Here is a 19,601-nt window from a genome sequence, read left to right on the forward strand (position 1 = left end):
ACAAAAATCTAAAACCTACTTTTGTAGGTTTTAGATTTTTATTTATTTAATTTCCTTTAATTCTCTTAATTCTTTTAATAATTTTTGATATTCTAAATCAAGTTCCTTCTTTTCTTCATCATTTGCAGAAATAGAAAGAAGCCCTATTACTTCACTTAATCTATTCTCTAGTATTGCCTTCTTATACAAGATATCCTTTTTATTGGAATCTTCTATCATATCCTTTTTATTATATTCATTAAAGCTCCCTTGAAATATATTAATTTTATTGTTTTCAATAATCATTATTGTATCTGCTACTTTTTCAATTAATCTTCTATCATGGGATACAAATAATAAAGTACCTCCATAGTTTATTAAAGCTTCCTCCAGTGCTTCAATTGAATATATATCTAAATAATTAGTTGGTTCATCTAAAATTAATATATTAAAATCGCTTAAGAGTATTTTTGCTAAGGATACTTTTACTCTTTCACCTCCACTTATTACACTAACCTTTTTATATATATCCTCTCGCTTAAATAGAAATTTTGCTAGAATATCCCTCGCCTCTTGCTCTAAATTACTTGATTCAAGAAGGTTTTCTATTATGGTTTTGTTTTCATCTAGAATATTTAGATTTTGGCTAAAATATCCTAAATTAGCTTTCTTAGAAATATTAATATTAGGAGCATTTTCCATTATCATTTTTAATAATGTAGTCTTTCCGCTGCCATTGTTACCAATTAAAGCTACCTTGGATTTATTATATACTTGAAAATTAGAGTTTTTAAACAGGACCCTATTTTCAAAGGTCTTAGTGATATTTTTCCCCCCAATAACTATTTTTGAAAACAACTCATCACCTTTAATATCCAGATTTATTTTTTCTATCTCTTTTGCTTTATGTTTTTCTTCTAATTTATCCAACCTAGAAGCCACCGCTTTTACTTTATTATCTAAGCTTTTCTTAGAATTCTGCCCACCCATTTTATGAAGCCTTGCTTCGGAGTTTCCCATTCTCTTAGGTGTTCTTCTTATTTTATCTGTTCTTTTTCTTGTATCAAATAAAACTCTTTCCAATCTTCTCTTTTCCTTATTATATTTCTCATATTCTAATTTTTGAGTCTTTTTTTCTAATTCTTTTTGAGATTTATATTCTGAATAATTTCCTTCATATATTTTAATTTTTCCATCTTCAATTTCCATTATTTTATTGCATACCTTCTCCAATAAATTCCTATCATGAGAAGTAATGATCATGCATCCATCAAAATTAGACAATTTTTCTATTAATATATTAATCCCTTCAAAATCAAGATTTGAAGTTGGTTCATCTGCAAGAAGAAATCTTCTGTTATCAGTTAAAAATTCAGCAATTTTTAACCTAGCCATCTCTCCACCGCTCATATATCTTTCATTTTTATTTTTGAGTCCAAATTTACTTATATATTCATTGTCTACATCTTTATTAATTTCGTTTTCTAATTGTTTAATATAAAATGGCTCAATAGTTGTTTTTATTGTTCCTTCATCTTGATTTATTTTTTTCGAAATTAAATTAAGTAATGTAGTTTTTCCAGAACCATTTAATCCAACTAAACCGATTTTATCACCTGTATATGCTTTTAAATCTTTTATATCTAATATAAGTCTATCTCCATAATACTTTTTCAAATTATTTATCTCTAAAATCAACATAAAAAAATCCCTCCTATAAATCTGAAGGGATTAAATATCCTTTATTATTACAAATATTATTGCAAAAATAAATAAATCAACTAAAAATATAGTCAATTCAAATAAATAATAAACGATTATAATCCACTTCAGAACATTTTTACAGCAAAAACAAACCTACTCAATAGGTATTATTTTCCTAAGTTCAAATTGTTCTTTTAATTTAAGCGGATTATATTCTCATTTCTGCAATTTCCATCCTTTTATATTATTTTAATCAACTAAATATTATCACAATTTAATTGCTTTTTCAAGGAAAAGCTACTAAATTAAATTTGACCAATTCTTTTAATTACAAATTAAAAGTCATATTTATAAGAAATATGATTAATGACCCAAATATTATTTTATGCCAATAAAAAAAGATTTATTCAATAACTTATACAAAATTCAAAAAAAAATATCATATTATTTATTTAAAAACCATTCTATTAATTCCGTACTAATACTAATGGACTTCCTATATTTACCCGGGATTTCTTCCTTTACAAACCATTTTGCATCAATTATTTCATCATTATCTACTTTTATTTCTCCTTCTAGATACTCTGCTGTAAAACCTATCATCATTGAATTTGGAAACGGCCATGGCTGTGAACCAAAATATTTTATATTATGTACCTTTATGCCTGTTTCTTCAAAGACTTCTCTTTTTACACATTGTTCAAAAGTCTCACCTAATTCCACAAATCCTGCAATTACACTGTACATTCCATCTGGAAACATTCTATTGTGTGCTAGTAATAACTTATCCTCTTTTGTAATTGCTACTATTATTGCAGGAGCAGTTTTTGGCCATACCATATTATCACAGGAGGAACAAATCATAGCCCTATCATTTCCACTAATTTTAGCAATCATTTGAGATCCACATATTCCACATCTTTGATTATTTCTTACATAATCTAATAAAAGTAATGCCTTAGCAGATACTAAGAAATCATCATGATTTATATTCTTTGAATATGTCCGTAAATCTATAAATTCATAATCATTCCCTGCACCCTCTCCTATTTCACCAGAATAACAGTTTATACCATTATAAGCACCTAAACATTGTAAATAATTTATTTGTAATTTAAATGTTTCTAAATCTTCCCTCTTAGGTACAATATATTCCTTATCTTTTACCTCTACCATAAGCTTATTTCCATTAAATAAATACATACGATCCTTATTACATTCATCGTATAACGAATCTTTTGAAGGTTCAAATTTTATATACATACCATACTCTATCCTTTCTATTTTTCTTCTTCTAAAAAGCATTTTCTACAAAGAGGTTCATATTCATCTGTTGTCCCTATGACTATCCTCTCTTGGGCTTTTGTCTTTCTATGACTTACCCAAGCATCTGTACCGCATTTTGCACATACTGCATGATGCTTATATAGATAATCTGCAATAGGCATCAATTCTTTTACAATTTCAAAAGCTTGTCCAGTAAAATCCATGTCAAGTCCTGCTAATACAACAGTTATATCTTTCTCTAAAAATTTATTTATTGCCTTTACTATCTCTTCTATATTTCCACCTAAAAATTGTACCTCATCTATGGCTATTACATTTGGATTATGTATTTTACAGTATTCACAGATTTCAGATATATTATTTACCATTACTGCATTTAAGGTAGTATTATCATGGGTTCTTATTTCTGTTCTTGGATATCTAGTGTCTACTGATGGTTTAAATGCCACTGTTCTGTATCCTGCTATATTAAATCTCTTTACATCTTTTTCTAAACTAGAGGTTTTTCCAGAAAACATAGACCCTGTATGTATGATTAATTTTCCTTTATATTGATGCAAAACAACTCCTCCTTTAAACTATTACTGAAATATTATACCACCTTTTATTGCTTTCCACAAAATTAATATTTTTTTGTAATCTCACATATTTCCTCTATTTAGAATACAATAAAGTACTATATAATACTTTTGGGAGGGATACTATGGCTGAAAACATTGTAGTTGAAATTAATAGTATCGGAATGACCTATCATACATTAGAAGGAGAAACTGAAGCTATTAAAGATATAAATTTAAATATATTAGAAGGTGAAATTGTTGGAATAGTTGGACCAAGTGGATGTGGAAAATCTACATTACTTTCAATAATTGCTGGTCTTATTGAACCTACTAGTGGTAATGTACTAGTAAATGGTGAGAAAGTAAATAAATCCAATAGAAACATTGGTTATATGTTCCAGAAGGACCAATTATTAGAATGGAGAACTATCTTAGAAAATGTGGTGCTTGGATTAGAAATTCGAGGAAAATTACATCATGATGACTATAAATTAGCAGAAGAACTGCTTAAAAACTATGGATTAGGTGAATTTATAGACAGCTATCCAAGTCAATTATCAGGAGGAATGAGACAAAGAGTAGCTCTTATTAGAACCCTTTTATTAGAACCTAATTTGCTTCTACTAGATGAACCTTTTTCTGCTCTAGATTATCAGACAAGACTTGCAATAGCAGATGAGATTGGAATTATATTGAAAAAAGAAAGAAAAACTGGACTATTAGTAACTCACGATATCGCAGAAGCCATCAGCCTTTCAGATAGAGTAGTTATTCTTTCAAACAGGCCTTCTACTATAAAGGAAGTAATCGATATAAACTTAAGTTGCCCAGAGGGATGTCGAACTCCGCTTAAATGTAGAGAAGCTCCTGAGTTTAGATATTATTTTAATAAAATATGGAAGGAGTTGGACATCCATGTCTAATAAAAATATTTCTAAAGAACATGAAAATTATCTAATTAATATAAAGAGAAAAAAAAGAAATATATTTATAACTCAAATAAGTATTTTAATCTTGGGTCTTTGCCTTTGGGAAGTAGCTGCTCATTTTAAATGGATAGATACTTTTCTAACCAGTTATCCATCACAAATATGGAAACTATTTTTAATTTATACAAAGCAAGGAAATCTTTTCTATCATGTTGGAATTTCTGTATTTGAAACTATATTGGGATTTTTAGGTGGTATATTATTAGGTATAATCATTGCCATTGGACTTTGGTGGTCCGACTTCTGGGCTAAAGTATTGGATCCTTATCTAGTCATGCTAAATAGTTTACCTAAAACAGCCTTAGCACCTATTATCATTATTTGGGTTGGAGCAGGATATTCTGGCATAATTGTAACTGCTATTACTATTTCCATAGTAGTAACTATAATGAATATGTTTGCAAGCTTTATGGCTGTTGATGAAGATAAAATCAGACTATTAACTACTTTTGGTGCTACTAAACTGCAAATCTTTCAGAAAGTAGTTCTTCCATCTTCTATACCAACTCTTATAAGCACATTAAAAATCAACATTGGATTATCTTGGGTTGGAGTAATTGTAGGAGAATTTTTAGTATCTAAAGCAGGTATTGGATACTTGATAGTCTATGGCGGTCAAGTATTTAAGCTAGATATTGTAATGATGAGCGTATTTATATTAGCCATTATATCTGCTTTAATGTATAAGATAATTGCTATTTTAGAAAATAAATTTGAAAGATGGTAAATTGAAAAATAAGTATCATTTTTGGTGCCAGGCACCAAAAATGATACTTATTTACCTTGATAGCTGAAAATAAATTCTTTTATAATACTTTCGATTTTTTCTTTCATGCTATCTCCCCTTTACAACCAATTATTTATATTCTACTTTTCTTATCTCTACTTTCTCCATAACAACTGGTTTAGCTGGTCTATCATTTGCATCAACTTCTAAATCAGCAATTTTATCTACTACATCCATCCCTTCAAATACCTGACCAAATACTGTATGTTTATAGTCTAACCATGGAGTTCCGCCTAGCTCTGCATAAGCATTCACTACATCCTCTGAAAATCCCGCTTCTTCTCCTGCTTTTCTCATTTGATCTAAAAAATCTTCTTCTACAAATGGTCTTTGCACTATGAAAAATTGGCTTCCATTAGTTCCCGGTCCTGCATTTGCCATAGATAATGCTCCTCTAATATTATGATAATCTTTAGCGAATTCATCTTCAAAAGGTTTTCCCCAAATACTTTCTCCACCCATACCAGTGCCCTTTGGATCTCCACCTTGAATCATAAAATCCTTAATTATTCTATGGAATGTAACACCATTATAGTATCTATTTTGGGCATGGGTTTTAAAATTTTCTACTGCCTTTGGTGCTATGTCTGGAAAAAGTCTTATCTTTATTTCCCCATACTCTGTAATAATAGCAATAATTTCTTCTCCTTCTTGTGGCTGTTTTAGTTGTTCTAATGCCATATCATTTCCTCCTTCAATCTTTTCAATTTTTTCTACTTTCATTTTTTCACATCCCCCTGTAAACAAAATCAGAGAGATAGCTAATACTAATATTAAAATCTTAGTACTATTCCTATTCATTTTTTCATCCCCAGTTCTTCAATCATTTTAGCTGTATATTATACTAATTATAACTAAAAATCAATATAATTATTATTGGGTATAATGTTTCCCCCGAAACTAACACTAATAACACCATGAATCTGATAAATCTCTTTATATAAAGTATTTATATTAAAATCATTAGGCGTTTTTATCAGAAATCGTATTTCCATAATTCCATTATCTTCATCATATTCACTATCGGCACTTAATATATTAATATCTTTAATAGAAATATAATATTTACCAAATAAGACTCCTATTTGACCAATAATTCCCGGTCTATTTGTAGCTACTATTTCAACTGCTCTATATCTTTTTTTCAATATCATCTTTTCAAATGGATCTAAACTCATTAGAGTTACAAGAACTATAGTCGTAGTAAATATAGCCCCTAAATAATATCCTGCACCCATTGCCAATCCAATACCAGCACAAACCCATAGGCTGGCAGCAGTAGTAAGTCCGCTAATATTGTTACCTGTTCTCATAATAGTTCCAGCACCAAGAAATCCTATTCCACTAACAACCTGTGCCGCCAATCTGGAAGGGTCCCCTAGTTGAAAACCATCAATGGAAACAAGCATAACTAATGTGGAGCCTAATGTAACTAATATATGAGTTCTAAGACCTGCTGGTCTATTATTGATTTCTCTTTCAGTTCCTATAAGTCCACCTACTATAGCAGACAGTACTAGCCTCTTAACTATCTCCATTCTAGATATCATAAAAAAACCCCTTATATAGTATAATCCAATACATTAATTCTCCATACTCAGTGTTATATACATATATCATATTATATACAGATACCTATCTTTATATCTACACTTTATTATAAGGAATTGTAAATTTTATGAAAGAATCATTTACTAAAAAATAATTGCTATTTTACACCTTAATTTCTAAAATGGTATAATATATTTGAAAGATATCTTTACATGAAAGTTGATTTTTAAAAGTATAGAACATCTTATGCTTAAATTAGTCTTATGTTAATTTATTATGGAGGTCTTATTTATGAATATAATTGAAAAAAAATGTAGGGTATGTGCTGTAGGTTGCAATCTTAAAATTATTAAAGATGATTCTTTAACTCAACAGTATTCAGTTGAAGGGAATAGATGTAATAGAGGTAAAGAATATGGTATTAAAGAAATCTTAGAACCTTCAAGGATTATTACATCTAGAGTACTCTTAAAAAGTGGTCCTATGAGTAGATTGCCAGTTAAAACAAATGGAGTTATTCCTGAAAATTTAGTCGATGAATGTATGGAAATAATCAAAATCACAGAAGTATCTGCACCTATAGAAAAAGGAGATATAATAATAAAAAACATATTAGATACTGGTATTGATGTAATTGCTGCTAGAAAAGTAAATCGTTTATAATATTTAATAACTATCATTTTTGATAGTTAAATCAAAAATGATAGTTATTTCTTATAACTTCCTCTTTTCAGCATACCTACAAATAAAGAGGTTAAAATAATCCCCTTAAGTATAGTACTAATACTCATACTCCACCATACTCCTGACATTTCTAATACTGTTTTTGATAATATTAGAGCCCCAGGAATCCTCAATAAATTTAATACAGCTCCTATTCCTGCTGGAATTTGTGTTTTACCTATACCATTAAATGCCCCTGCTGAAGCTATCTCAATAGTTATAAAGAATTGAGAAAATCCTAAAATCCTTAAATATACTGTGCCAAGTGCTATTGCAGCAGAGTCCTCTGGGGTAAAGATTCTAAATATAGGCTGACCAGCAAATATAAGTAATAGAGTTGCAAATATTCCTATAGTACCTACTATTTTAAGTCCTTTATAATATCCTTCTTCTACCCTATCATAATTTTTAGCACCATAATTTTGCCCTACAAATGCTGATATTGCAGTGGAAAATCCTTCTGCTGTCATCCAAGATATGGATTCTATTTGTGAACCTATAGATTGTACAGCTACTGGTATTGGTCCCCATTCAGCTAATATCTTAGTTAAAACCATAGATATAGATGCATGAACACCAGACTGTAAGAATGCTGGAAATCCTAATTTGAATATCTTTTTAATATAATTTCTATTTGGTAATTTAAAAATATGCAAATTAGAAAATAGTACCTTATTTTTTCTTGATACTAATACATATATTAAAGTAACCACTATCTGAGCAGTTATAGTGGCTAAAGCTGCCCCTTTTATACCCATTTCTGGAAACGGTCCAATTCCAAAAATTAGAGCTGGGTCCAGAAATATATTAGTGACTAATCCAATAGAATTTATCATAAAAGGTGTAACACTATTTCCTGATGCATTAAATATAGCAGAATAAATTGGATTAATAAAATGAAATATAAATCCACAGGCTATAATCGTTAAATAATCTACTGCCATTTTAATAGTTTCAGAATCTCCTAATTTAAAAAATCCTATTATCTTATGTCTAAATACTAGTAAAAGCAATGAATACATAATTCCTATAAATATATCTAATTTTATAGCATTAGAAATATATTCCTTTGCATCTTCCATATCTTCTCTTCCATAAGCTTGGGATACCCCTACACTTACTCCTATGGAAGAAATCAACACCAATGCCATACCAAACCACATAAAGAATCCAACAGTACCTGCTCCAGCTACAGCCTTAGTACTAAGTCTGCCTAGCCACATCATATCTGTTAAATTATACATCATCTGAATGAAGGATGTTCCCATAATAGGCAGCGCTAGTTTAGTAAGAGTACTAGAAATCTTTCCTTCTGTTAAATTAACGTTTCTGTCCATATAATTCTCCTCTAGTTGATTTATATTTGGCGACTCTAAATAATTTTACATTAAATTTAAGGATTATTCAAGATAATTAAATATCTCTATAAAAACTCTTATATTTAATTATTCAGTCACCATATCGCTTATTTATGTCTCTCTTTTAAAGCCTGAATATTGCAGTCAATATAGTAATTATAATATTATTTTTCTTTACAGAATCAATTTCAATGATTTAAGCTATGCTTTTTTTATAAATAGGTTGCTTTTAACTTCCTGTAGAAGTATAGTGCCTTACTCCAAATCTCCAAATAATTAGGGAAAATACAAAAAACAAAAATCCACATATAGGGGAAATCCATCCGAGCCATGAAGGATAGTTAAGGGAATCAACTTTTCCTAATATGCTCATAGCTGGAAAATAATTAACTGTAGCTAATGGTATAATATATATAAGAATTTTTCTAAACCAAGGCTTATATATGGAAATAGGGTATTGTGCTGCCTGTACTCCTCCATAGGTAAAGGAGTTTACTATTTCCAGACTCTGTATGGACCAGAAGGATAAAGTAGCTTGTAATACTATAAGACCTGAAAATAAAAAGTTTCCTCCAAGAATTGCCCCAACTAATAATAGAGTCTTTCCTAATGTCCATTTTATATTTAGTTTAAATATTGCCCATATAAGAACTACAAGACCTTGAATAAATCTACCTATTCTCATTATCTGAAAATCATGTCCTAGAATTTGTAATACTGTAGACCTTGGCCTAAGTAATATCCTGTCAAAATCTCCTGATCTAACTAATCTAGGAAAAACATCAAATCCCCTAGTCCAACCCTCCGTAATGGAAAAAGCAATATGGACTATTCCATAGAATAAAGCAACTTCTTCAAATTTAAAACCTTTAATACTGCCAAATCTTTCAAACAACACCCATATGCCAAGGAATTCAATAAAGGTTATTAAAAAATGGCCTATGGACATCATAACAAAGGAAGCCTTGTATTGCAGCTGAGACTCTATATTTAATTTAATATATTTAAAATATAATTTTATACTGTCCATGCCCTAGCCCCCTTGTACTATTAAGTTTTTTATTTTTTTATTTAAAATCCATTGACCTAATACATATAGGACTAATGCCCAAAAACACTGAAACCCAAAATATCTAAATAATTTAGAAAAATGAATTTCTCCAGTAAAAAATCTAGCCGGAATATCTACTAATCCACCAAAGGGTAGATAATTTAATATTTGTTTCAGCTTATCTGGAAATAATGGTAAAGGTACTACCATCCCAGAGCATATTGTAACGATAGTAGCTAATAATCTTTGTATGCCATCCCCTGATATGGAATAAAGAGTAGTCATATTAATTATATTAGTTATAGTACAGGAAATCATAAGAGCTCCAAAAGTAGTTACTATCCATCCTATAATGGCTAAAATATTTGGTGGCAATCCCATTCTATAATCCTTTGGCAGTAATGAAGCAACAATAAATAAAGGAATGGATTTAATCAAAGTTGGTGCAGTTCGTAAAGCAAAGGCTCTTGCAAACCAATAATTATATAAATTCATAGGTCTAATAAGTTCATAAGTCACATTTCCTGTCCTTATTAGTTCTTGTATTTCAGTATCCCCATTCCAAGGTAACATTCCAAGCATAGCTTGACCAATCCATATATAAGTAACAGCTGACCCGTAATTAATAGGCATCTCTCCACTTGAGGAATTATAAAACCCGTATAGTACCATAACCATAATCATCCCAAAGAAAAATTGAGTAACCATACCTGCTATAGCAGCAATTCTATATTGTAATAATAAATTAAATCTGATTTTTATAATAGATAAGAATGCCTTCATATGTTAAATTCTCCATAAAGCTTAGCAATGATTTCTTCAATGGGAGGGTTCTCTATTAATATATCTTCTATTTTATATTTTGTGGATAAAGTAGTTATTAAATCTGCAGGTGTGATTATATCTGGATTAAAATCAATGATAAGCCTATTATTTTCTTGACTTATTGGAGTTGCTCCTACTACCGAAAAGTCATTTGTTCCTTCATCAAAATCTACAATCAGTCTTCTATCTTTAGACACTTTATGTCTCAAAGATTGCAAGGAACCATCTAAAAGGATTTTGCCTTTGCCTATTATAATTACTCTATTACATAAAGTCTCGATATCATCCATATCATGAGTTGTAAGTATAACTGTAACTCCCTTTTCTTTATTTAGCTTTTTTATAAATTCTCTAACAGCTAATTTAGATATAGCATCTAATCCTATGGTAGGTTCATCAAGAAAGAGTATTTGTGGAGAGTGAAGAAGTGATGCTGCTAATTCACATCGCATTTTCTGGCCTAAGCTTAGTTGTCTCACTGGAGTATTTATAAAACTCTCTAAGTCCAGCCATTTTATAAGCTCATTTTTAATCTTTAAATAATCCCCTAAAGGAATCTTGTAAATGTCTTTCAGTAACTCAAAGGAATCAATTACAGGTAAATCCCACCATAGTTGAGTTCTCTGACCAAAAACCACCCCTATATCTTTTACATAATCACTCCTTTCCTTATAGGGAATTTTCCCAAGAATCTTGCATTCTCCCGAATCTGGCGTTAAAATACCTGATAGTATTTTAATTGTAGTAGATTTACCTGCCCCATTTGGTCCGATATATCCAACTAACTCTCCCTTGTTTACTTCAAAAGATATCTTATCTAGAGCAGTTATTTCTTTATATTCCTTATGTATAATACTCTTTAGCCCACCTACTATACCAGGATTTCTTTTGGGTATTTTATACCCTTTAGACAACTCATTTGCCATAATAACCATATAAAAATCCCCTCTCTATTTTTAGACATAAGGATGATTCTATCAAAGTAAGAAGGCAAAGTCAATAAAAAGCTTTTATTTAATATATTTATTATATAGAAAGATTTTTATAGGCTTTTTCATCCCAATCTTTAAACTCTCTATAGTCAACTAAATATGGATAATTGTTTTATCTGGACACTTTTCTCTACACCTTTTATAATATCAGACATTTTATAAACAATATTATATTTATTACATTCTTTTTTAAAATTTCTCCATAATTCTCTATAGTTTGGTGACAGACATTCATAGGAATATCCAAAATGAATCTTATATTTCTCACTAATTCCTGGATAAATTTCATCAAGTTTATGATAAAAGTATTCTCTATTACCTGACCTTAAAGTAACTCCAAAGTATGGATAAATATATTTAGCACCACATTCTGTTCCTTTTTTTATAATAGAAATAATATTTTCTGTATTATCAGATATAAATGGTAGAATAGGCATCATTAAAATACCTGCATATATTCCATTCCTAGACAACTCGGCTATGGCATTAAATCTTCTTGAAGAAGAAGGTGATAATGGTTCTATATTCTGAGATAAAGAATCTTTTGCTGCTGTTATGGTAATCCCAATACACACTGGGGAATGTCTGTTAATATCTTTTAAAATATCAATATCTCTAATTATAATATCTGATTTAGTTATAATATTAATACCAAAACCATATGAATTTACAAGTTCCAATGCTCCTCTAGTGAGAAATAATCTCTTCTCCAATGGATTATATGGATCACTCATAGCACCAGTACATATACTACCAGTGTTTCTTTTACTCTTTAATTCTCTTTCTATTATTTTAAGAGCATCCTTCTTTGCTGCAATTTCATCAAAATCTTCTATTTGATAACAGTTGGATCTGGAATCGCAATAAATACAGCTATGACTACACCCACGATAAATATTCATATTATATTTATTTCCAAACCATACATTTGGATGCTTATTATGTGTGATTATTATCTTAGCATCAATATATTTCATTTTAATTTACTATCCTCCCGATGAATATCTATATTTTAATAAAATACAAAAAACTCTCCTAATTTAATGTCTTTATAAATAGGAGAGTTAAAATTAGAAAATCATTTTATTTTTTCCAACGTTTTAAATATGGGAGAAAGCTATTTAGTAATTCTCTTGCTTCTTTTTCACCCATTCCTTTTTCTGTCATAAAAGGCACACAAGTTTCTATCATTTCTTCCATAGTTTCATCTGGTTTTCTGAATCTCCCATTTTCATAACAGTATATGCAGTAATCTTGATTGTTACTTCCATCATTTTCTGTACCATAAAGGCTCATATCTTCCATTGGCATTCCACAGCTCTGGCAATATTCTTGTTTCATTAGATTTTCCCCCTTGTTTTTTTATCGTTTTAACTATAATAACATTATGTATTGACAACAGTATGTCATATTTAATATTTTTCATAAATCTTTTGAGCCTTTTTCTTGATTATATCTTTAATATAATCCGGCTCAATAACTTCTACATATTCGCCATAACTTAATATCATAGAATGAATCCATTCATCTGCTGGATATGAAATTCTAACTATTATATATCCATTTTCATCTATTGTAATATTTTCTTCATAGAAAAATTCATCAACTCTTTGCTTTACTTTGGGAGAAAATCTCAAAACTAAGTCTACCATATTATTTATGTAGGTGTTTCTTTCTTTAAACTCTTCATAGGACATATCTCTGCGATTAAATTTTTCTTCTAACACTTTGATTTTATTTATTCTAGAAAGTCTAAAAAATCTATACTCATTTCTTAAATGGCAGTATGAAAAAACATACCAACTAATTCCTTTTAAAACCAGACTCATAGGCTCTATTTTTCTCTCTTTTACATTTCCATTTGAATCTCTATACTCTATATCTACCAGTCTTTCTTCCCTTATTGCTTCATATATAATTTTATGCTTTTCTTTATCTTTTAAATTAACCCTATATCCCCATGGCAAATCACATATTATTAATTCATTAAAATAGTAATCAAATTCCTCTTTTCTATCTTTAGGTACTATATTACTTATCTTATCAATAGTTAAATCTATATTTCTATTTTCTGAGAAATTATTTATATTTTTTAATGCCACAACTATTGAGGTCATATCATCTAATGTCAGCAATTGATGATTTATCTTATAATTATCTAAGATACTAAATCCTCCATCTCTCCCCTGATTAGATACTATGGGAATACCTGATAAATTAATGGCTTCTATATCTCTATAAATAGTCCTTATTGAAACCTCAAATCTATCAGCTAATTCCTTAGCAGTTATATTATCTTTATTAAGTAATACGACTATAATAGAAAGCAATCTATCTATTTTCATTATTTATTCCCCTTTTTACTGCAATTATATTTTATCCTATTTTTTGTAGTCACTTCATTTTACAATAAACTATGTTTTAACTGTTAATCTTCATCTATCTGATAATCTTCCCATTATAATTGTATTATAATATTTTCCATCTCTGTGAATACGATCATTTATTAACAATCCTTCCTCTATAAATCCATACCTTTTATATAATTCAATTGCTTTTATATTAGTTTGTACAACAGTTAATGAAATTTTCTTAATCCCTACATTATCCGCCCATATTAAAATACTCTCTAATAGGATTTTACCAATTCCGCAACCCCAATAATCTTTTAATATGCATATACCAAGCTCTGCCTTATGTCTAAATCTACTTAGCTTACTTCATAATTATATTATAAATTGTTTAATGTATATTACTACTCCTTTATATGCATTTATTCAAGTATAAGGGTTAAAAAAGTAATATCTAATTAAATTGAATTCCTTATATATTATCTATCTAAAATATAGAGTATAATAATTATTATATAGAAATAGATTTTCGAGACTAATATAAACTGTTATTTATAAGGAGAGTGTTATTTATGATTTTTTCAAAAACTGCAATTGTGACTGGTGCTTCTAAAGGCATTGGACAATCTATAGCAGAATTATTCGCAAATGAAGGTTATAATGTTTTAATTAACTTTAATAAATCTGAAGAAAATGCCTTAAATTTATATAATAAACTTAAAAATAAAGGTCTATCTGTAAGATTGTTTAAAGCAGATGTTTCTAAGAGAAACGAAGTAAATTCAATGATAGAGTTTTGCATGGAAGAGTTTCATAGTATTGATGTACTTATCAACAATTCAGGAATAAGTCAATCAAAATTATTCACAGATATTACTGATGAAGATTTAGATAATATGATAAATATTAACCTTAAAAGTGTTTTTTACTGTACACAGGCAGTTTTAAAATATATGATTTCTAATAAAAAAGGCAAAATCATCAATATTTCTTCCATATGGGGTATTGTAGGTGCTTCTTGTGAAGTCCACTATTCTGCTACAAAGGCAGGTATAATAGGGTTAACAAAAGCTCTGGCAAAGGAACTAGGTCCTTCAAATATTCAAGTAAATTCCGTTGCACCTGGTGTTATTCAAACCGAAATGCTTTCCCCTTATAATGAAGATGAATTAAATGTCCTTAAAGAAAATACACCTTTAATGAGATTAGGAACTCCTTCTGATATTGCTAATTGTGTACTTTTCCTATCATCTAATCATGCTGATTTTATAACTGGACAAATAATTAGCCCAAACGGAGGATTTGTGATTTAGTTCATTTTCCTCTACCTTATTCCTTAATTACAACTCCCAAAAACCCTGCTAATCCAATTACCTGCATATTTGAAACTATTGCTCCATTTAAGTCCTCAATCCTTGTTCCTATTCCCTCTATATCACAGGTTCTTAAATCTATACCCTTTAATGCTACTCCAACCATTTGTACTCTTTTCATCTCAATATCTCTAAATACTACTTTTAAAAACTTAGAATCTTGAAAATCAGCATTATTCAATAGAGATTCTATAAAACTTACTTGTTTTAAATCAGAAAACCTAAAAATAGAGTAATTAAGATTACAATTAGTAAATACTACATTTCTCAATGTCCCATTAGTTAATTTTATTCCCATCATCTTACAATCCACAAACTCTACTCTATGTATAATTGCCCAACTTAAATCTATATTAGATAAATCACAATTAACAAACTTTACATCAGTTAATTCAACACCTTTAAAAAATATATCTTCAAATATAACATTCTTAAATATTATCTTTTCAAATATTATCTTCTCCGCTCTCTGCTCTTCTATATAGCAATCATTAATAATAGCCATACTGAAAAAATCTTCATCTAGAATGTTTTTGTTTGTTATATCTAAGTTCTCTAGTCTCACTGGGATTCTAGGAGAAGAAACTTTTAATTCATCTTTTGCATTTGTCATCCTATTATCTCCTAACAAAATATTATAATTAATAAAATAGCTAAACAAGGGTGATATTTTCCTCCCTAGTCTAGCTGATGTTTTATTTTACTGCTATAATCATTGGCTCCAACTCAACAGGAGCTTGTAAACCTATTACTATTTTTATAGTTTTTTTAATTGCCTCATCTACTAGCTCTAAAGAGTCCGGTAAGTCTTCCACTTATTTCAGAAAATAATTAATACTAATTATAACCTCATTATACCATAATTTATAATGTATTAACTAAATAATATAATTATCGTATCAGTATAAAATCTAATATATCTTTTCAAATAATATATTACCATTGCTATCATAAGCTTTAATTCCTGCAAAATCCATAAGGCTATCATCATTAGCACTCCAAGTAACAAGAAACATCCCTTCATAAAACTCATTTTGTGTAAGTATATCTCCATTCTCAAGGGTCACTTCTATTTCCTTTATCCTATCATCATTAATAATTCCATAGACTTTATAAAACTCCCTTACGCCACCTGACCAAGTATACGATAATGGATTTGATAAATCATTTTCCCTACCAGTAACTTGACCTCCAAAACTCCAAAAGAAAAATAGGCTCCTCTTTACAGTATTACAAGAAATCCATTTATCATATTTGCATAGTATATATTTTCCTTTATCAAAATCCTCTATATGAACGACTTTCGATGGCCCGTAGTGAATACTTCTTTCAGAATTTTTGTGAGCAGATAATGGAGTTAGATAAAGACCTGAACTTTTCAAGAATATAAAGAATAAAATTACTAAAATTATTATATTTCTTAATATTTTCTTTAATCTACTCATTATATTCACCTACTTTTAATGGAATCTCTATTTTGTATTTTCTATTATATTCATCATATTCAATAATTAAGGCCTTAGCCTCCTCCGGAAAATCCCTAAGACTTCTTCTACGTTTAGAAATAATCCCTCCACCTCCAGAACCTGAACCCGAAAAATATTCATTTCCCAAATCATCTTTTATAATTCCAATGGTGCCAAGACTCCAACCGCCTCCCCATAGTCTTTTATCATAATACCTATAGAGTATATGTAACTCTCCCTCTTTATCATAAATCACATTGGTAAATTTTATAACCGTATCATCTAATTGAACTTTTTCATTAATATCAATTCTATAAACTATATCTTCCTTTGGAATATCTTTAATTGGATTTCTACTAAATATTGATGTTAATAATATTGCTCCCACAATGAAAATATTAATTATAACAAATATAGATACTGCTATATTTGTTATTCTCCAAATCCATCCTATTATAGGATTGTGCTCCTTATTTAACTGAATCCCTATTTCTTTAGGATTTCCCATATCTTTTAAAGCAAGTTCTTCTGCTTCCTCTTTATGATACCCCTGTTCCATATAATATTCTATCTTATCTAATATATGAGATTCTAGTTCTAATTTTATATCTTCTCTATCAAAAGAAAACTTTATATATGATAATACAATTTTTAAAAATTCATTAGATTTACAAAAAGGCATGTTCATCACCACCTATTACTTTATTTACAGTTGTTGAAAATACGTGCCATTGTTTCTTTTCTTCAATTAATTGTTTTTCTCCCTTATCTGTAATCTCATAGTACTTTCTTTCTCTTCCTGTTTCACTTTTTTTCTTATAGGATTTAATATATCCTTCATTTTCTAATTTGTGTAATAATGGATACAAAGTTCCCTCTTTAAATTTAAAGGTATTATCAGAACGAATTTCTAAGTCTTTAATTATTTCATATCCATACATATCTTTTTCCTTGAGCAAAGACAGTACTAATAAATTAGTACTTCCTCCTATGAATCCCTTATCAATTTTCACATTTACACCTCCTAAAAAACATACCTAGATATTCTATGTATAATTATACATAGAATATCTAGGTATATCAATAGTAAACAATTATAATGTTATTTTTAGAAATTAAAGTAAATAATTATTATTTAACAATGAAATCTCCAATTTCAGCCTGAGAGGCTTCAATTAACTTAGATGTGTCCAATTCCATCTGAGCACCAATCTTTCCGCCACTTACAATGATTTTTTCTATTTCCAAAGCAGATATATCTATAAAGGTTTTATAATTCTTTTTCATGCCTATTGGCGAACATCCTCCTCTTATATAACCTGTAAGCTTTGATATATCTTTGACTGGTACCATTTCAATACTTTTTTCTCCTGCTACCTTTGCAGCCTTTTTTAAATCCAATTCCTCTTGAACTGGTAGAAGAAATACATAAATATTTTTACTATGTCCTTGAACTACCAATGTCTTATAAACAGATTTTACATCTTTACCAATTTTTTTAGCAACTGCTACACCATCAATTTTTCCATCAGTAACATTATAAGTAATAGAGCTATACTCTATTTTCATTTGGTCTAAAATACGCATAGCATTTGTTTTTACATTACCCATTTTATTTCCCTTCCTCATTATAAAATTTTATATGATTGTTTTCAAAAATTAAATATATTTCTCATAAAATTATTTATAACCCATAACCTAATAAACTATATTAAATAATAGATGTTATTCATAATCGAATAAAAAATGCTATGATTATCATAGCATTTTTTATCCTCTTAAAATCTTTAATTAATACTGCTAATTGAGTTCTCTCTTAATTCTAGTTTATATAATATTTTAGTTACAGGTATAATATCCTTATCTATACTAAGTATAATATAATCCCTACAAAATGAGCCACAGATGCAGCTAAAACAAAGATATGCCAAATAGCATGATGATAAGGTATCTTTTTAATACTATAGAATATAGTTCCCAGAGTATATAAAAGCCCTCCACCTAATATCCACATAAAGAATCCTATTGAAGTCATCCTAATAATAGGTTTAATGGTAAATACAGCTATCCATCCCATACATATATAAAGACTTAAGGAAAATGCTTTAAATCTATCAAATTTCCCAAAAGTAAATATCTTAAATACAATACCAAATATCGCTATAAACCATACTGCAATTAAGATGCCAATTCTCAAAGCTCCATCCATAGTTAATAAAGCAATAGGTGTATATGTTCCTGCTATAAATAAAAATATAGAGGAATGGTCAAACACTCTCAGTATTCCTTTTGCTCTTTCATTAGTAATACTATGGTATAGGGTTGATGATAGATACATAAAGATGAAGCAAGCTCCATATATACTAAATGCAATAATAGACAATCTATCTCCTTTTCCAATAGACATAACCAATAAAATTACAAGAGCTGTTATACCAAATAGCACTCCTATTCCGTGTGTAATACCATTGGCAATTTCTTCTTTAACCGTATATTTCTTACCTAACAATTGAACTGATTTTTCATTTTTCATATTTATACCTATCCTTTCACAATTATCAGTTAACAATTAAAGATTAACTATTGGAAATATTAAAGTAACTAA

Annotated in this window: 22 protein-coding genes and 1 pseudogene; 4 read left to right on the plus strand and 19 right to left on the minus strand. The window is 29.0% G+C overall.

Going from position 1 to position 19,601, the window contains the following annotated elements; genetic code table 11:
• Positions 1 to 42: 42 nt before the first annotated feature.
• The 3 genes from abc-f to ABWP20_RS00895 form a co-directional block, all read right to left on the minus strand.
• Entirely contained in the window at positions 43 to 1,680 is a 1,638-nt protein-coding gene (gene abc-f / locus ABWP20_RS00885; RefSeq protein WP_353092800.1) for a ribosomal protection-like ABC-F family protein, read from the minus strand.
• A 447-nt stretch (positions 1,681 to 2,127) separates the two neighbouring features.
• Positions 2,128 to 2,946 carry an NAD(+) diphosphatase gene (gene nudC / locus ABWP20_RS00890; protein WP_353092802.1) on the minus strand — a complete coding sequence of 273 codons (819 nt, stop codon included), beginning with the start codon at positions 2,944 to 2,946 and terminating at the stop codon, positions 2,128 to 2,130.
• 17 nt (positions 2,947 to 2,963) lie between these two features.
• Positions 2,964 to 3,530: a thymidine kinase gene (locus ABWP20_RS00895; RefSeq protein ID WP_353092804.1), complete on the minus strand. Its 567-nt coding sequence runs from the start codon at positions 3,528 to 3,530 to the stop codon at positions 2,964 to 2,966.
• A gap of 143 nt (positions 3,531 to 3,673) precedes the next feature.
• Here ABWP20_RS00895 and ABWP20_RS00900 point away from each other — a divergent pair, with 143 nt between their 5' ends.
• Both ABWP20_RS00900 and ABWP20_RS00905 read left to right on the plus strand, forming a co-directional pair.
• Entirely contained in the window at positions 3,674 to 4,453 is a 780-nt protein-coding gene (locus ABWP20_RS00900) for an ABC transporter ATP-binding protein (RefSeq protein WP_353092806.1), read from the plus strand.
• Positions 4,446 to 5,246 (plus strand): ABC transporter permease, encoded by an 801-nt coding sequence (locus ABWP20_RS00905; protein WP_353092808.1) that lies wholly within the window; start codon positions 4,446 to 4,448, stop codon positions 5,244 to 5,246. The genes ABWP20_RS00900 and ABWP20_RS00905 overlap by 8 nt, the downstream gene beginning before the upstream one ends.
• 129 nt (positions 5,247 to 5,375) lie before the next feature.
• On the opposite strand, the gene ABWP20_RS00910 is transcribed toward ABWP20_RS00905, so the two are convergent.
• Both ABWP20_RS00910 and ABWP20_RS00915 read right to left on the minus strand, forming a co-directional pair.
• Entirely contained in the window at positions 5,376 to 5,987 is a 612-nt protein-coding gene (locus tag ABWP20_RS00910) for a peptidylprolyl isomerase (protein ID WP_353092936.1), read from the minus strand.
• A gap of 173 nt (positions 5,988 to 6,160) precedes the next feature.
• The gene (locus ABWP20_RS00915) at positions 6,161 to 6,856 is read right to left on the minus strand and encodes an MgtC/SapB family protein (RefSeq protein ID WP_353092809.1); all 696 of its coding nucleotides are present in this window, start codon (positions 6,854 to 6,856) and stop codon (positions 6,161 to 6,163) included.
• Positions 6,857 to 7,148: 292 nt separating this feature from the next.
• On the opposite strand from ABWP20_RS00915, the gene ABWP20_RS00920 reads away from it, so the two are divergent.
• Entirely contained in the window at positions 7,149 to 7,520 is a 372-nt protein-coding gene (locus ABWP20_RS00920; RefSeq protein ID WP_353092811.1) for a DUF1667 domain-containing protein, read from the plus strand.
• Positions 7,521 to 7,564: 44 nt separating this feature from the next.
• Here ABWP20_RS00920 and ABWP20_RS00925 read toward each other — a convergent pair whose 3' ends face one another.
• From ABWP20_RS00925 to ABWP20_RS00960, 8 genes and pseudogenes are all read right to left on the minus strand, one after another.
• Entirely contained in the window at positions 7,565 to 8,917 is a 1,353-nt protein-coding gene (locus ABWP20_RS00925; protein WP_353092813.1) for an MATE family efflux transporter, read from the minus strand.
• A gap of 250 nt (positions 8,918 to 9,167) precedes the next feature.
• Complete coding sequence (locus ABWP20_RS00930; protein WP_353092815.1) at positions 9,168 to 9,968, minus strand: ABC transporter permease; 801 nt, start codon at positions 9,966 to 9,968, stop codon at positions 9,168 to 9,170.
• Positions 9,969 to 9,971: 3 nt separating this feature from the next.
• Positions 9,972 to 10,772: an ABC transporter permease gene (locus ABWP20_RS00935; protein WP_353092817.1), complete on the minus strand. Its 801-nt coding sequence runs from the start codon at positions 10,770 to 10,772 to the stop codon at positions 9,972 to 9,974.
• Positions 10,769 to 11,749 (minus strand): ABC transporter ATP-binding protein, encoded by a 981-nt coding sequence (locus ABWP20_RS00940; RefSeq protein WP_353092818.1) that lies wholly within the window; start codon positions 11,747 to 11,749, stop codon positions 10,769 to 10,771. Before ABWP20_RS00940 ends, ABWP20_RS00935 begins: the two co-directional genes overlap by 4 nt.
• A 146-nt stretch (positions 11,750 to 11,895) precedes the next feature.
• Positions 11,896 to 12,783: an SPL family radical SAM protein gene (locus ABWP20_RS00945; RefSeq protein WP_353092820.1), complete on the minus strand. Its 888-nt coding sequence runs from the start codon at positions 12,781 to 12,783 to the stop codon at positions 11,896 to 11,898.
• A gap of 106 nt (positions 12,784 to 12,889) precedes the next feature.
• Positions 12,890 to 13,147 carry a zinc ribbon domain-containing protein gene (locus ABWP20_RS00950; RefSeq protein ID WP_353092822.1) on the minus strand — a complete coding sequence of 86 codons (258 nt, stop codon included), beginning with the start codon at positions 13,145 to 13,147 and terminating at the stop codon, positions 12,890 to 12,892.
• Between the two features lie 71 nt (positions 13,148 to 13,218).
• The gene (locus ABWP20_RS00955) at positions 13,219 to 14,151 is read right to left on the minus strand and encodes a helix-turn-helix transcriptional regulator (protein WP_353092823.1); all 933 of its coding nucleotides are present in this window, start codon (positions 14,149 to 14,151) and stop codon (positions 13,219 to 13,221) included.
• A gap of 90 nt (positions 14,152 to 14,241) precedes the next feature.
• Positions 14,242 to 14,502: pseudogene (locus ABWP20_RS00960) on the minus strand (GNAT family N-acetyltransferase); the annotation flags it as partial.
• Between the two features lie 227 nt (positions 14,503 to 14,729).
• Between ABWP20_RS00960 and ymfI the strand changes: the two are divergent.
• A complete protein-coding gene (gene ymfI, locus ABWP20_RS00965) occupies positions 14,730 to 15,470 on the plus strand; it encodes an elongation factor P 5-aminopentanone reductase (RefSeq protein ID WP_353092824.1) in 741 nt (246 codons plus the stop codon).
• A gap of 16 nt (positions 15,471 to 15,486) precedes the next feature.
• Here the strand turns inward: ymfI and ABWP20_RS00970 are convergent, their stop codons facing one another.
• The 6 genes from ABWP20_RS00970 to trhA all read right to left on the minus strand — a co-directional run bounded on the left by ABWP20_RS00970 (position 15,487) and on the right by trhA (position 19,529).
• Positions 15,487 to 16,143: a pentapeptide repeat-containing protein gene (locus tag ABWP20_RS00970; RefSeq protein ID WP_353092826.1), complete on the minus strand. Its 657-nt coding sequence runs from the start codon at positions 16,141 to 16,143 to the stop codon at positions 15,487 to 15,489.
• 298 nt (positions 16,144 to 16,441) lie between these two features.
• On the minus strand, positions 16,442 to 16,975 hold the full coding sequence (locus ABWP20_RS00975) for a hypothetical protein (RefSeq protein WP_353092828.1): 534 nt from the start codon (positions 16,973 to 16,975) through the stop codon (positions 16,442 to 16,444).
• A complete protein-coding gene (locus ABWP20_RS00980) occupies positions 16,968 to 17,678 on the minus strand; it encodes a permease prefix domain 1-containing protein (protein ID WP_353092830.1) in 711 nt (236 codons plus the stop codon). Before ABWP20_RS00980 ends, ABWP20_RS00975 begins: the two co-directional genes overlap by 8 nt.
• On the minus strand, positions 17,665 to 18,009 hold the full coding sequence (locus tag ABWP20_RS00985; protein ID WP_353092832.1) for a PadR family transcriptional regulator: 345 nt from the start codon (positions 18,007 to 18,009) through the stop codon (positions 17,665 to 17,667). The genes ABWP20_RS00980 and ABWP20_RS00985 overlap by 14 nt, the downstream gene beginning before the upstream one ends.
• A gap of 118 nt (positions 18,010 to 18,127) precedes the next feature.
• Positions 18,128 to 18,607: a Cys-tRNA(Pro) deacylase gene (gene ybaK, locus ABWP20_RS00990; RefSeq protein ID WP_353092834.1), complete on the minus strand. Its 480-nt coding sequence runs from the start codon at positions 18,605 to 18,607 to the stop codon at positions 18,128 to 18,130.
• A 253-nt stretch (positions 18,608 to 18,860) separates the two neighbouring features.
• A complete protein-coding gene (gene trhA, locus ABWP20_RS00995) occupies positions 18,861 to 19,529 on the minus strand; it encodes a PAQR family membrane homeostasis protein TrhA (RefSeq protein WP_353092836.1) in 669 nt (222 codons plus the stop codon).
• Between the last annotated feature and the right edge of the window lie 72 nt (positions 19,530 to 19,601).

Source organism: Tissierella praeacuta (assembly GCF_040396155.1).
GTDB classification, from domain to species: Bacteria; Bacillota; Clostridia; order Tissierellales; family Tissierellaceae; genus Tissierella; species Tissierella praeacuta_A.